We start from the raw sequence: 14,780 nt of genomic DNA on the forward strand, positions 1-14,780 counted from the left end.
AACAATTATTCCTTCGGAGTACATTTAGAAGATATATTGAAAACGCTGATAAAAAAAGGAATAAATGGAAATTATTTCATGATTGTGATATAATAATTCTGATAATCAACATATAGGGGAAAACTATGAATAAACGTTCAAAAAGAGCCCGTTCGGGTAAAGTTAAGCGGAGCATTAATATAGCTTTATTAACCATTTATGTATTATTGGGTGGTTTTTTGCTGTTCTTGATTTTTAGACATAATATATTGGCGTTTAGATACCTGAATGTTATGACGGCAGCTGTAGTGATTTTGGTCGCTTTAGCGAGTCTGCTCTTGATCATTTATAGAAAAGCAGAAAAGTTTACAATTTTCTTTTTAACACTAGCTATTTTAATGAGTTCAGTTTCTTTTTTTGCACTGCAACAATTTGTCGGCTTTACTAGTCATATCAATTCTACGTCAAATTACTCAGAATACTCAATGAGTGTTGTTGTTCTGAAAGATAGTGACGTTCATAATGTCACGCAATTAGATAGTGTTACAGGACCTACGGATACTGATAATGATAATATTCAAAAATTGATAGCTGATATCAAAACTAGTCAGAGCAAAGAATTGACGGTTGAACAAAGCACCTCATACCTTGCAGCTTATAAGAGCTTGGTATCAGGTGAAGCAAAAGCGATTGTCTTAAATAGCGTCTTTGAAAATATTATAGAATCTGAATACCCTGATTACGCATCAAAAATTAGGAAAATCTACACTAAAAATATCACCAAAGAAGTAGCTGCTCCTAAAGTTTCTAAGAACAAATCCTTCAATGTCTATGTGAGTGGTATTGACACTTACGGACCAATTAGTTCAGTTTCTCGTTCAGATGTCAACATTTTGATGACTGTTAATCAAGATTCAAAAAAAATTCTATTGACAACAACCCCTCGAGATTCTTATGTTCCGATTGCTGACGGCGGGAATAATCAAAAAGATAAGTTGACTCATGCAGGTATTTATGGAGTTGACTCCTCTATTCATACTTTGGAAAATCTTTATGGAGTTGATATTAATTACTATGTTCGTCTAAACTTCACTTCGTTCTTGAAATTGATTGACCTTTTAGGTGGTGTAGATGTATACAATGATCAGGAGTTTACATCTCGTCACGGGAAGTTCCACTTCCCAGTAGGAAATGTCCATTTAGATTCTGAACAAGCTCTTGGGTTTGTTCGTGAACGCTATTCGTTGGCTGATGGAGATCGTGACCGTGGTCGTAATCAACAAAAGGTTATTGTCGCAATTATTCAGAAATTAACTTCTACTGAAGCCTTAAAAAATTATAGTGATATTATTCAAGGTTTGCAAGATTCCCTTCAAACAAATATGCCTATCGAAACGATGATAGATTTGATTAATACTCAATTGGAGAGTGGTGGTAGTTATAAAGTCAACTCTCAAGACCTCAAAGGTACAGGTCGAATGGGACTTCCTTCTTATGCTATGCCAGATAGTAACCTCTATATGATGGAAATCGATGATAGTAGTTTAGCAACTGCTAAAAGTGCGATACAAGATGTGATGGAGGGAAGATGATATGATTGATATCCACTCTCACATTGTCTTTGATGTAGATGACGGGCCAAAGTCTATAGAAGATAGTAAAGCTCTTTTAATAGAAGCATATAATCAAGGAGTTCGGATGATTGTTTCGACTTCCCATCGTCGAAAAGGGATGTTTGAGACTCCAGAAGAAAAAATAGCGACGAATTTTTTAAAGGTTCGTGAGATTGCTAAAGAAGTGGCAGATGATTTGGTCATTGCTTACGGAGCAGAGATATACTATACTCCGGATGTTCTAGAAAAATTAGAAAACAAGCGCATTCCTACTCTCAATAACAGTCGTTATGCTTTGATTGAATTTAGTATGAATACACCCTATCGCGATATTCATAAAGGGTTAAGCAATATTTTGATGTTAGGGATTACCCCAGTGATTGCTCATATTGAACGTTATGATGCGTTGGAAAACAATGAAAAACGTGTTAGGGAACTGATTGATATGGGATGCTATACGCAAGTAAATAGTTCTCATGTTCTAAAACCTAAGCTCTTTGGTGAAACCTATAAATTTATGAAAAAGAGAGCCCAATATTTTTTGGAGAGAGACCTGGTTCATGTCATTGCAAGTGACATGCATAACTTAGATAGTAGACCTCCCTACATGGAGGATGCTCGTCAGATTATTTCTAAAAAGTATGGTAGAGACAAGGCGGAAGAGCTATTTGTAGAGAACCCTAGGAAAATTATAATGGATCAAATAATTTAGGAGAAAATATGAAAGAACAAAATACTATGGAAATCGATGTATTTCACCTGTTTAAAATTCTTTGGAAAAGAAAAATTCTAATTGCATTGGTAGCGATTGTAGCTGGAGCCTTAGCTTTTGCCTATAGTGCGTTTGTCGTTAAACCGGAGTTCACTAGTACTACACGGATTTATGTAGTCAACCGTAATCAGGGAGATAAGCCTGGTTTGACAAACCAAGACTTGCAAGCTGGATCGTACTTAGTTAAAGACTATCGTGAAATTATTTTGTCTCAAGATGTTTTGGAAAAAGTTACATCTAATTTGAAATTAGATCTATCACCAAAAGCTTTGGCTAGTAAAGTCAAGGTAACTGTACCAGTCGATACTCGTATCGTATCTATTTCCGTTAATGATAGAGTCCCTGAGGAAGCTAGTCGTATTGCTAACTCATTGAGAGAAGTAGCAGCTGAAAAGATTATCAGTATCACACGCGTTTCTGATGTCACAACACTTGAAGAAGCTCGTCCGGCTACAGCACCATCTTCTCCAAATATTCGTAGAAATACAATTATCGGGCTACTTGGAGGAACAGCATTTATGGTTATCGCTGTTCTTATCGTTGAACTGGTTGATACACGAGTGAAACGTCCAGAGGATATTGAAGATGTTATGCAAATTGCATTGTTGGGAGTTGTTCCAAATCTGGATAAATTGAAATAGGAGAGAGATATGCCGACATTAGAAATAGCACAGAAAAAATTAGATCTGGCCAAAAAAGCGGAAGAATACTATAATGCCTTGCGTACGAATATACAATTGAGTGGAAATAATTTACAAGTAATTTCTATCACTTCTGTAAAACCGGGTGAAGGAAAGTCAACGACTTCTACAAATATTGCTTGGGCATTCGCGCGTGCAGGTTACAAGACCCTGTTAGTAGATGCTGATATTCGTAATTCTGTCATGTCAGGTGTCTTCAAGTCACGTGAAAAAATTACTGGATTGACAGAATTTTTATCTGGAACAACAGACCTATCTCATGGTTTATGTGATACCAATGTTGAGAATCTATTTGTGGTTCAAGCTGGGTCTATCTCACCCAACCCAACTGCTTTATTGCAAAGTGAAAATTTTAGCACTATGATTGACACACTTCGCAAGTATTTTGATTATATTATTGTTGATACAGCGCCTATTGGTATCGTAATCGACGCAGCTATTATTACACAAAAATGTGATGCATCTGTTTTAGTTACTGCGGCAGGAGAAGCTAACAGAAAAGATGTTCAGAAGGCTAAAGGTCAATTGGAACAAACGAATAAACCATTTTTAGGAGTTGTATTAAATAAATTCAATACTTCAGCTGAGAAATATGGTTCTTACGGTGAGTATGGTTCTTACGGTAAAAAATAGGGGATAGAATAAGGGATAGACTAAGGAAGTAGTTATGGAAGAGAAAGGGATAAAAATATCTCTGGCAGTAATCCAGAGTTTTATAGTAGTGTTACTGGGGTATTCTCTTAGTTTTGTTAAAGAGACAGATATTCTTTCAACAACAATGATTGTCCTATATATTCTCCACTACATAGTATTTTATTTTAGCGATTACGGTCAAGATTTTTTTAGACGAGGGAGTTTGATTGAACTTGTTCGCTTGACAAAATATATCATTTTCTTTGCGTTGGCAATTAGTCTTTCTAATTTCTTTTTAGAAGAACGCTTTAGTATCTCTAGACGAGGCATGGTGTATTTCTTAACCTTACACTCGATTCTAATGTATCTAGTCAATATTTGTATCAAGTATTATTCGAAACGGGTATTTCCTAATTTGAAATGGAGTAAAAAACTATTCTTGATTACAGCAACATCTAGAGTTGAGAAAGTGATGGATAAATTACTTGATGCGGGTGATTTCTTTGGAGAACTGGTGGCAGTTAGTGTATTAGATAAACCTAATTTCCAACATGATACTATTACAGTCGTACCAGTCGAAAATATTTTAAATTTTGCAACTCACGAAGTTGTGGACGAAGTGTTTATCAATCTTCCTAGTGAAGAATATGATATTGGTGAATTTATTTCTCGTTTTGAAACGATGGGAATTGATGTAACGGTTAATCTAAATGCTTTTGACCATAATCTAGGGCGTGACAAAAAAATCCGTGGGATGGCTGGTCTAAATGTCATTACTTTTTCGACGAAATTTTATAAGAATAGTCATGTAATTGCTAAGCGTGTCATAGATATTATTGGTTCTATTTTTGGTTTAATGATTTGTGGTCTAGTTAGTATAGTTCTAGTTCCAGCTATTCGAAAAGATGGTGGACCTGCTATTTTTGCCCAGACTCGCATAGGAAAAAACGGCCGACATTTTACTTTTTATAAATTTAGATCAATGTGTATTGATGCTGAGGATAAAAAGAGAGAATTGTTGGAGAAAAATACCATGCAGGGTGGTATGTTTAAGATGGACAATGATCCTCGCATTACAAAAATTGGTCGCTTTATCCGTAAAACTAGCTTGGATGAACTTCCCCAGTTTTGGAATGTTCTGAAAGGAGATATGAGCCTAGTGGGAACAAGACCGCCAACAGTTGATGAATATGAGACATACACACCTGAACAAAAACGTCGATTGAGTTTTAAACCGGGTATCACTGGACTTTGGCAAGTTAGTGGTAGAAGTGAGATTAAGAATTTTGATGAAGTTGTTAAATTAGATGTAGCTTATATAGACGATTGGACAATTTGGAAAGACATTGAAATTTTACTAAAAACTATTAAAGTTGTACTTATGAGAGATGGAGCGAAGTGATTTTATGAATAAAGTGAGGGAAATTCAACTAGGAGAATTATCTTTATTGAAAAACTTTATTGCTATTTGTAGTAAACATGATTTAAGATATTATGCTTTGGGAGGAACATTGCTAGGAGCCATTCGTCATAAAGGATTTATTCCTTGGGATGATGATATGGATTTAGGGATGCCTCGAAAAGATTATGAAAAATTTTTATCTATTTGTAAAAAAGAACTTCCAGAACATGTTATTTTGAGACTTCATGATGACAATTTAGGTAATACCTCTATTATGGATACATCCTTACAAATTCCATTTGGAGATGAACTATGTAGTCCATTCATAGATATTTTTCCTTTGGATGGTTATCCAGATGATCGTTTTCATTATTTTATTCATACAAACAAAATCAAATTCTATCGTGCACTTTCTAAAATTTCGGTAATCGATCGTCTACATGACAGAGATCGGGGAAGTTTTGAAAATGCAATTGTGAGTATATCAAAAGTTTTGAAATTAAATAAACTTCTAAAAACAGCCACTATTAACAACAAATTACAAAATCTAATTAAACAATATGATTTTGAAACTAGTTCAATAGTAGGTAATGTATTAGGCTCTTACAGAGAACGTGAGCTTGCTAGAAAAGAAGTATTCGGTGAACCACAATTACTAGAGTTTGAGAACTTAGAAATAAGTTGCCATGCAAACCCAGATGAATATTTAACAAAAATATATGGTGATTACATGAAGTTACCAAAAGAAGCCGAGCGTAAGGGTCATTTTGAGTCTACATGGGGAGATTAATTTGAATAGTTTTAATTTAATGGGGGTCAGAATTGACCCTTTAACAATGGATGAAACAGTACAAGAGGTTGAGAAATTTGTAATTGAACAACGTCCTCTTCATTTAATGGGCGTAAACGCTGATAAGATTAACCAATGTCAATCAGATGAAGCTATTAAGAAGATAGTTAACGACTCTGAGATCATCAATGCAGATGGTGCATCAGTAGTTCTAGCTTCTCGATTTTTGGGCTACCAAGTTCCAGAACGAGTTGCTGGAATTGATTTAATGCAAAGATTATTAAAATTAGCCGATGAAAAATCTTATTCAGTGTATTTTTTTGGTGCTAAAGAAGAAGTTTTGCAAGATATGTTACAAAATTTTAAAGAAGAGTATCCAAATCTACGAGTTGTTGGACATCGTAATGGTTATTTTTCTGAGGAAGATGAGCAAGATATTCAGGAAGATATTCGTGAAAAGAATCCCGACTTTGTATTTGTTGGAATTACTTCACCTAAAAAAGAATACATCATCCAAAAATTTATGGATAATGGAGTGAATTCTATTTTTATGGGTGTAGGTGGTAGTTTTGATGTATTGTCTGGTCACATTCAGCGTGCCCCACTTTGGATGCAGAAATTAAACTTGGAGTGGTTGTTCCGAGTTGCTAATGAGCCAAAGCGTCTCTTTAAACGATACTTTGTAGGGAATGTTACCTTTATTAAGCGAGTTTTAGATGAGAAACGAAAAACGAAAAAATAATATTTTACATATTTCACGAACGATGGATATTGGTGGTGCTGAGAGAATCGTGTACCAGTTGAGTTCTGATTTGAAAGATGAGTTTGATAGTGTACATGTAGCTTCTACAGGAGGCCTTTGGGAACCAAAATTAGAGGCCCAAGGAATTATCCATCATAAAATTCACGATATAGACAGCAAAAATCCCCTTACTGTGTTGAAGCTGCTTCTTACTATTTATCAAATTATTAAGACAAATGATATTACTCTGGTTCATACGCATCATCGAATGGCAGCTTTTTATATTCGTTTATTAAAACTGATTAATCCCAAGCTAGTCCACGTTTACACTGCTCATAATGTCTTTAAAGATAAGTTGTCTTTATATAGATTTTCACTGAAAAATGCCTATAGTATTGCAGTGGGTCAAGCAGTTAATCAAAATTTGAAAGATGATGTGGGAGTTGCAGACAGCACTGTTATCTATAACGGAGTGATCTTGAAACAGTCAAATAGACAAGTTGATGAGATTATGAAGTTTGATGGAATCAAGCTAGGCTGTATTGCAAGATTATCTGAACAAAAAGGTTTGACCTATTTGATTGATGCTATTTCTTTGATTTCAGATGAAAACCTTCGTTTATTTATCGTTGGGGATGGAGAACTTAGAGCCGAATTAGAAAACAAGGTTAAAGAACTAAATCTGGAAGATAAAGTAACTTTTTTAGGCTATAGACAGGATATAGTCGAGTGTATTAATAGCTTTGATTTCCTAGTATCTTCTTCATTATTTGAAGGCTTGGCTCTAAATGTTATCGAAGCATTTATGAATGGGAAAACTATGGTTGCGACAGATATTCCTGGCATTAATGAAGTTGTTACAAAAGAAAATGGGATCTTGGTTCCTGCTAAAGATGCTAGGGCCTTAGCTTCTGCTATTGAGAGTCTGGCGACTGACTCAACTCTTAGAACTAGGTTAGCTCATCAAGCTAAAAAAGATTATGAAGAGAAGTTTAGTTATCCTTTATTTTTAGAGAATTATCGTAAATTTTATCAAAAACTAATGGGAGATTCAAAATGAAAAAAGTAATGTTAGTTTTTGGGACGCGTCCAGAAGCAATAAAAATGTGTCCCTTAGTGAATGAACTGAAGAAAAATGATTCAATCAAAACACTTGTGTGTGTAACGGGTCAACATAAAGAAATGTTAGAGCAAGTTTTAGATGTCTTTAAAGTTGTTCCTGATTATGATTTAGGAATTATGAAGGCAAATCAAACACTATTTACAATCACGACAAGTATTTTAGATAAAATTCAAGCAGTTTTAGAGCAGGAAAAACCAGATATTGTTCTTGTTCATGGGGATACTACAACCACTTTTGCGACAGCTTTAGCTGCATTTTACATGGGAATTAAAGTTGGACATGTAGAGGCAGGATTGAGAACTTATAATCTTCAAAGCCCATTTCCTGAAGAGTTCAATCGTCAGACTACTTCAATTATTGCGGATTTCAATTTTGCTCCGACAGAAGTGGCTAAAGAGAATCTTCTAAAAGAGGGAAGAGAGAATATCTATGTTACTGGAAATACTGTCATCGACGCCTTGAAGACAACCGTTCAAGAGCATTATGACCATCCTATTTTAGAGTGGGCTAAGGACAGTAAACTAATCATGTTGACAGCCCATAGACGTGAAAATCTTGGTCAACCAATGGAAAATATGTTTAATGCAGTTAATCGTATCCTGAATGAGTTTGAAGATGTTAAAGTCGTATATCCTATTCACAAGAATCCTAAGGTTCGTGAGCTAGCAAGTAAAGTGTTTGGCGATAATGAACGTATGAAAATCATTGAACCTCTAGAAGTCATTGATTTCCATAATTTTATGAATCAAAGCTACATGATTTTAACAGATTCTGGTGGTGTGCAAGAAGAAGCACCTTCTTTAGGTAAACCAGTATTAGTAATGCGTGATACAACAGAACGTCCAGAGGGGATTGCTGCAGGAACCTTGAAATTGGTAGGAACAGAAGAAGAAAATATTTATACTAATTTCAAACTGCTTCTAGAAGATGAAACAGAGTACAGCAAGATGAGTAAAGCAAGTAATCCATATGGAGATGGAAAAGCTTGTGAGCGTATTGTTGATATCATTTTGGAAGGATTATCATAATGGATCAGATTTCTATTGTTGTACCAGTGTACAATGTTGAGAACTGTTTGAGTTATTGTGTAGAAAGTCTAAGGCAACAAACATATAAAAATATTGAAATAATCCTAGTAGATGATGGTTCGACGGATAGTTCTGGAGAAATTTGTGACCAATATGCTCGAGAAGATAATAGAATAAAAGTTCTGCATATTGAAAATGGGGGATTGTCCAATGCCCGCAATACTGGGGTAAAAGAATCTTCAACAGATTGGATTGTTTTCATTGATTCAGACGATTATTATGACCATAGAGCCATTGAATATTTAGTAGAACTTAGAGATAAGTATAGAGTTGATCTTGTAGCAACTCCAGTGATTGAAGTTAGAAACTATGAAAATAGTGATTTTTTAGGAGATTTCAGAGAGAAATATTCTGGAAAATTAGATCGTAGAACAGCTTTAGAACAAATGTTTTATGGAAATTATGTTGGGACACATTCAGGTGGTAAACTATATAGGAAAGAAATCTTATTAAGGTTTCCATATCCTAAAGGGATGTTATATGAAGATTTAGCTCTTGCTTATGAGCATATTGCTTCCTGTGAAAATATTGCTGTTAGTGATCTAAATCTTTATAAATACTATCGAAGACCAGGAAGTATTGTAAATTCTAAGTATAGTGATCGTCTCTTAGATTTTTACAAGGCAATGGAATGGAATAGAAGTTATATTGAACGAGACTATTCAGGTGATAGGGATATGAGAAGAGCCTTGAATGTTCGCTATGTTTTTAATGGTCTGCATATTGTACATGCTATGCTTAGTTCAGATATGTATGCTGAAGTTGATAAAATTAGAAAAGAATACATTCAATATTTCAAAGATGTTATTCCGAATTCAAATGTTACAAGGAAAAATAAATTGAAATATATATTGTTTCTCGTATCTGCAAAATTGTATAACACTATTCGAAATAAGATTGGATAATTTAAACAAACTTAGGTAAAAATATGAAAATAAAAATAAAATTATCAGAGTTATTATATTTTTCAGCTTTCTTTATTTGGTTGCTTTTTAATTTCATAGCTCAAACAAACTTAGTCTATAAATACCCTGAAATTTATCGTTTTCGAATAGTTGCTATGATAGTGTCTATTGTCATACTTCTGTTTAAACTACTATTAGAGAGACACTCGAGTAAGTTTCTGATATTCTTCTTTTCAGCTTTCTGCTTGGCTATAATTATCGGGATTACAACACATAAGCTTTTTGATGCCCTCACAATAATTTCAACAATCTTATTTATTATTTCTATAAACAATGTGAATTTTAGAAAAGTTTTGATTCTCTGGACAGTTTCGATAGTACTATTAATGATTTCTATATATGGTCTATTAAAGTTTGGCATTATTGAAAATACGCTGAGGGTTCAATTAGGAGGGCGATTCCGTTTTAGCCAAGGATACCAATATGTTACTCTCGGTGCTAATTATTTATTTCATCTGACTTTGGTATATCTATATTTAAGAAAAAGTAAAATCAGATTGTCAGAAATTTTATTGTTTGGAATACTGAATTATTATTTTTACGTTAATACTGATACGAAATCAGCTTTCTTTCTTTCAATTCTAGCATTAGTATTGGTGTACATATTCAAAAATAAAGTAGTTAGTCAAAAAATCCTGAATGCCATTGGTAAAATTACGTTGACTGCAGGGATTCTTATTCCTATCATTTTGACTTATTTTTATAACGCAAACAGTAAACTCTTTCAAATTTTAAACGTAGCTTTGACAGGAAGACTAAGTTTAGGACATAAGACACTATCTTTATATGGTGTACATATGTTTGGTCAAAGAATTGATTGGGAATTGCAACAAAGGGCTACGTCTGTTTTTGATAATTATTTATACGTTGATTCATCTTTTGTAAATATTTTGTTGCATTATGGAGTGATTCTACTAGTTGTTATTTGGTATAGTTTCTATCAACTAAATAAAAGAGGACACTTTAATACAGTTGAGATGCTTGTTTTTATTGTATTGATACTTCATTCAATGTTTGATCCACAATTTTTTGAATTAATGTACAATCCATTATTGTTATTGATGGGTATTTCTTGGAGTAAGTATAGGTATAATTATCAAGATGTTTAAAGTTTTTGTGTTATATGTATCCTTGGTTCTAAATTGAGGCTAGTTAAGTGATTTTTGTACCAAAAAAAGTTTAATCTATTTAACATCATCATTTTTGGACAGACTAATTTTCGCCGTTTATAATAGTAGTTAAGTGAGGAATATGCTCCCTATGAAGGTTCTTAAAAATTATGCATACAATCTTTCATATCAATTATTAGTAATTATTTTACCGATTATTACGACTCCATATGTTACCAGAGTATTTAGTTCTGATGATTTAGGAACTTATGGTTATTATAATTCTATTGTTACCTACTTTATCCTGTTGGCTACCTTGGGGGTAGCCAATTATGGTACAAAGGAAATTTCTGGTAATCGAAAAACAATTCGTAAAAATTTCTGGGGAATTTATACTTTACAACTTGGAGCAACCATCTTATCACTGACTCTCTATATTTTGCTTTGTCTCACTTTTTCGTTAATGCAAAACCCAGTAGCTTATATTTTAGGATTAAGTTTACTTTCTAAAGGTTTAGATATTTCTTGGCTATTCCAAGGTTTAGAGGATTTTCGAAAAATTACAGTCAGAAATATTACAGTGAAACTAGTTGGCGTCATTGCTATTTTTCTATTTATAAAATCAGCTAGCGACCTATATTTATATGTGTTCTTGCTTACCATTTTTGAATTGTTGGGACAACTAAGTATGTGGTTGCCGGCAAGAGAGTTTATTGGGAAACCGCACTTTGATTGGGAATATGCTAAGCAGCATTTGAAGCCAGTTATCTTATTGTTTTTACCTCAGATTGCCATATCGCTCTATGTTACTTTGGATCGTACAATGCTGGGAGCTTTAGCTTCAACAAAAGATGTAGGAATCTATGATCAAGCATTGAAACTTGTTAATATTTTATTGACCCTAGTGACTTCATTGGGAAGTGTCATGTTACCACGAGTTTCAAATCTTTTATCATCAGGGGATCATAAAGCAGTTAATAAAATGTATGAGATGTCATTTCTAATTTATAATTTGGTTATTTTCCCCATTATGGCAGGTATGTTAATTATAAACGATGATTTTGTTAACTTTTTTCTGGGAAAAGATTTTCAAGATGCACGCTATGCAATAGCTATTATGATTCTAAGAATGTTCTTTATTGGTTGGACAAATATTATGGGGATTCAAATTTTGATTCCCCATAATAAAAATAGAGAGTTCATGCTTTCAACTACAATTCCTGCTATTGTTAGTGTTGGATTAAATCTTCTCTTTCTTCCCAAATTGGGCTATATAGGGGCAGCAATTGTATCTGTTTTAACAGAGTCTCTGGTTTGGGCTATACAGTTATTCTTTACTCGCTCTTATCTAAGAGATGTTCCGATTATAGGATCTATGATAAAAATTATGATTTCATCAGGATTGATGTATGGAATTCTGTTTTTTGTAAAAGACTTATTGAATTTACCGTCCATGTTAAATGTAGGACTTTCTACTATTTTGGGGGCAATAATTTATATCAGTTTAATTTTGATTTTTAAAGTTATAAATCTACGAGATATAAAACAACAGTTATTCAGAAATAAAGGGGTGTAATATGTACGATTATCTAATCGTTGGTGCTGGTTTGTCTGGAGCAATTTTTGCTTATGAAGCAACCAAGCGTGGAAAAAAAGTAAAAGTTATTGATAAACGTGACCACATTGGTGGGAATATCTATTGTGAGAATGTAGAAGGTGTTAATGTTCATAAATATGGTGCACATATCTTCCATACTTCTAATAAAAAAGTTTGGGATTATGTTAATCAATTTGCTGAGTTTAACAACTACATCAACTCGCCTGTAGCAAATTACAAGGGTAGCCTTTATAATCTACCTTTCAATATGAATACTTTCTATGCTATGTGGGGGACAAAAACTCCTCAAGAGGTCAAAAATAAGATTGCTGAGCAAACGGCTCATATGAAGGACGTTGAACCTAAAAACTTGGAAGAGCAAGCTATTAAGTTGATCGGTCCAGATATTTATGAAAAGTTGATTAAAGGATATACTGAAAAGCAATGGGGACGTTCTGCGACTGACCTTCCACCGTTTATCATCAAACGTTTACCAGTTCGTTTGACTTTTGATAATAACTACTTCAATGACCGTTACCAAGGAATTCCAATTGGTGGCTATAATGTCATTATCGAAAATATGCTGAAGGATGTTGAAGTAGAACTTGGAGTTGACTTTTTTGCCAATCGTCAGGAATTAGAAGCTTCTGCTGAAAAAGTTGTCTTTACAGGGATGATTGACCAATACTTTGACTATAAACATGGTGAGTTAGAATACCGTAGTCTTCGTTTTGAGCATGAAGTTCTAGATGAAGAAAACTATCAAGGAAATGCTGTTGTAAACTACACAGAACGTGAAATTCCTTATACTCGTATTATTGAGCATAAACATTTTGAGTATGGTACACAAGAGAAGACGGTTATTACTCGTGAATACCCAGCTGATTGGAAACGTGGTGATGAACCTTATTATCCAATCAATGATGAGAGAAACAATGCTATGTTTGCTAAATATCAAGAAGAAGCAGCGCAGAATGATAAGGTCATTTTCTGCGGACGTTTGGCTGATTACAAATACTACGACATGCATGTGGTCATTGAACGTGCCCTAAATGTTGTAGAGGAAGAGTTTAAATAAGATAATGAAGGATAAAATTGATAGATGAAATATTATCTAAAAGAAGAATTTCTGAAGGACTCTGGTGCACGAAATGCGGGGAATAAGGCTCGAAACGATGTTGAAGAAATAGTAGTTCGTGAGGGCTATAGTCCTTTGTTATTGATGGTAGATGATTGGTATCAAATGGGGACTATCAGAGCCCAACGACACAAGGCTAAAGCGCTATCCAAAGCTATTTCTAAGTTGAAGGACGGGGATCAGCTACTGATTCAATTTCCTATGCTTCATCATAGTTTCTTTACTACTCATTTGGTAAAGAGAATCCAACGTAAAGGAGTGAAGGTTCACTTTATTATCCATGATTTAGAAGTTTTGCGCTACGCGAATTTGGATACAGTACCCTTGAAGCATAAAATTCGTGTTCATCTGCAGGAGTCTAGTCTTTTGAAACAAGCTGATGGTCTTATTGCTCATAATCCGGTTATGAAATCAGTGCTTGTTGATAAGGGGATTTCTGAGAAAAAAATAGTTAGTTTAGGCATTTTTGACTATCTGATCCCGAATTATCAGGATAAAGAAGATTTATCGAAGGAAGGAGCTATTATTGTAGCTGGAAATTTAGCTCAAGAAAAAGCAGGTTACTTATATGAGTTACCTGCAAGACCGGCATATAACCTTTATGGTGTTGGTTTTGATGAGGCTAGAAAGCTATCCAATGAAACCTATTTTGGTTCATTTCTTCCAGATGAACTACCATCAGCATTAGAAGGAAGCTTTGGTTTGGTTTGGGATGGTGACAGTTCTAAAACTTGTATCGGAGTGTTTGGTGAGTATTTGAGATACAATAATTCCCACAAGGCCTCCCTTTATTTGGCTTCTGGTTTCCCTATTATTGTCTGGGGGCAATCTGCTTTGGCTAATTTCGTCTTAGAAAAAGAGTGTGGAATTAGTATTGAGAGTTTACTTGACTTGGAAGAAGTATTGGAACATTTGTCTCAAGAAGAGTATCAGGGTTTGGTCAAAAATGCTAAGGCCGTAGGTCAAAAAATTCGTGAGGGTTCTTATCTTCTTTCCGCATTGCAAGCTTTCAATTAATGAATCTAAAAATGATTTAAATAGATGGATGAGGGAGTTACTGGATTCCCTCTTTTCTTATAGTTAAAAAGAGATTAAAAAATGAAATAAGATTCGATAGTTGTCAGAAAA

Annotated in this window: 14 protein-coding genes; all 14 read left to right on the forward strand. The window is 34.1% G+C overall.

Annotated features, from left to right (window positions below):
• Window positions 1–125: 125 nt before the first annotated feature.
• The 14 genes from cpsA to FJN11_RS01425 all read left to right on the forward strand — a co-directional run bounded on the left by cpsA (window position 126) and on the right by FJN11_RS01425 (window position 14,669).
• Window positions 126–1,571 (forward strand): LCP family glycopolymer transferase CpsA, encoded by a 1,446-nt coding sequence (gene cpsA, locus FJN11_RS01360; RefSeq protein WP_042751698.1) that lies wholly within the window; start codon window positions 126–128, stop codon window positions 1,569–1,571.
• Between the two features lies 1 nt (window position 1,572).
• Entirely contained in the window at window positions 1,573–2,304 is a 732-nt protein-coding gene (gene cps4B, locus FJN11_RS01365; protein ID WP_020901547.1) for a capsular polysaccharide biosynthesis protein Cps4B, read from the forward strand.
• A gap of 8 nt (window positions 2,305–2,312) precedes the next feature.
• Window positions 2,313–3,005 (forward strand): capsular polysaccharide biosynthesis protein CpsC, encoded by a 693-nt coding sequence (gene cpsC / locus FJN11_RS01370; protein ID WP_049552118.1) that lies wholly within the window; start codon window positions 2,313–2,315, stop codon window positions 3,003–3,005.
• A 9-nt stretch (window positions 3,006–3,014) separates the two neighbouring features.
• Window positions 3,015–3,698, forward strand: a complete 684-nt coding sequence (locus FJN11_RS01375) for a tyrosine-protein kinase (RefSeq protein WP_020901549.1) — start codon at window positions 3,015–3,017, stop codon at window positions 3,696–3,698.
• 34 nt (window positions 3,699–3,732) lie between these two features.
• Complete coding sequence (locus FJN11_RS01380) at window positions 3,733–5,100, forward strand: sugar transferase (protein ID WP_094753628.1); 1,368 nt, start codon at window positions 3,733–3,735, stop codon at window positions 5,098–5,100.
• 4 nt (window positions 5,101–5,104) lie between these two features.
• Window positions 5,105–5,890 carry a LicD family protein gene (locus tag FJN11_RS01385; protein ID WP_033682339.1) on the forward strand — a complete coding sequence of 262 codons (786 nt, stop codon included), beginning with the start codon at window positions 5,105–5,107 and terminating at the stop codon, window positions 5,888–5,890.
• Between the two features lie 19 nt (window positions 5,891–5,909).
• The gene (locus FJN11_RS01390) at window positions 5,910–6,632 is read left to right on the forward strand and encodes a WecB/TagA/CpsF family glycosyltransferase (RefSeq protein ID WP_049552120.1); all 723 of its coding nucleotides are present in this window, start codon (window positions 5,910–5,912) and stop codon (window positions 6,630–6,632) included.
• Window positions 6,607–7,692, forward strand: coding sequence for a glycosyltransferase family 4 protein (locus tag FJN11_RS01395; protein WP_033682310.1), 1,086 nt, complete (start codon window positions 6,607–6,609; stop codon window positions 7,690–7,692). The genes FJN11_RS01390 and FJN11_RS01395 overlap by 26 nt, the downstream gene beginning before the upstream one ends.
• Complete coding sequence (gene wecB / locus FJN11_RS01400) at window positions 7,689–8,783, forward strand: non-hydrolyzing UDP-N-acetylglucosamine 2-epimerase (RefSeq protein ID WP_033682309.1); 1,095 nt, start codon at window positions 7,689–7,691, stop codon at window positions 8,781–8,783. The genes FJN11_RS01395 and wecB overlap by 4 nt, the downstream gene beginning before the upstream one ends.
• Window positions 8,783–9,748, forward strand: coding sequence for a glycosyltransferase family 2 protein (locus FJN11_RS01405; protein ID WP_140223874.1), 966 nt, complete (start codon window positions 8,783–8,785; stop codon window positions 9,746–9,748). The genes wecB and FJN11_RS01405 overlap by 1 nt, the downstream gene beginning before the upstream one ends.
• Before the next feature lie 23 nt (window positions 9,749–9,771).
• Entirely contained in the window at window positions 9,772–10,917 is a 1,146-nt protein-coding gene (locus FJN11_RS01410) for an oligosaccharide repeat unit polymerase (RefSeq protein WP_042751691.1), read from the forward strand.
• Window positions 10,918–11,068: 151 nt separating this feature from the next.
• On the forward strand, window positions 11,069–12,493 hold the full coding sequence (locus FJN11_RS01415) for a flippase (protein ID WP_140223875.1): 1,425 nt from the start codon (window positions 11,069–11,071) through the stop codon (window positions 12,491–12,493).
• A gap of 1 nt (window position 12,494) precedes the next feature.
• A complete protein-coding gene (gene glf, locus FJN11_RS01420) occupies window positions 12,495–13,592 on the forward strand; it encodes a UDP-galactopyranose mutase (protein WP_124787547.1) in 1,098 nt (365 codons plus the stop codon).
• Window positions 13,593–13,616: 24 nt separating this feature from the next.
• Window positions 13,617–14,669, forward strand: a complete 1,053-nt coding sequence (locus tag FJN11_RS01425; RefSeq protein ID WP_125446909.1) for a glycosyltransferase — start codon at window positions 13,617–13,619, stop codon at window positions 14,667–14,669.
• The last annotated feature ends 111 nt before the right edge of the window (window positions 14,670–14,780 follow it).

Origin of the sequence: Streptococcus symci, assembly GCF_006385165.1 — a bacterium.
GTDB lineage: Bacteria > Bacillota > Bacilli > Lactobacillales > Streptococcaceae > Streptococcus > Streptococcus symci.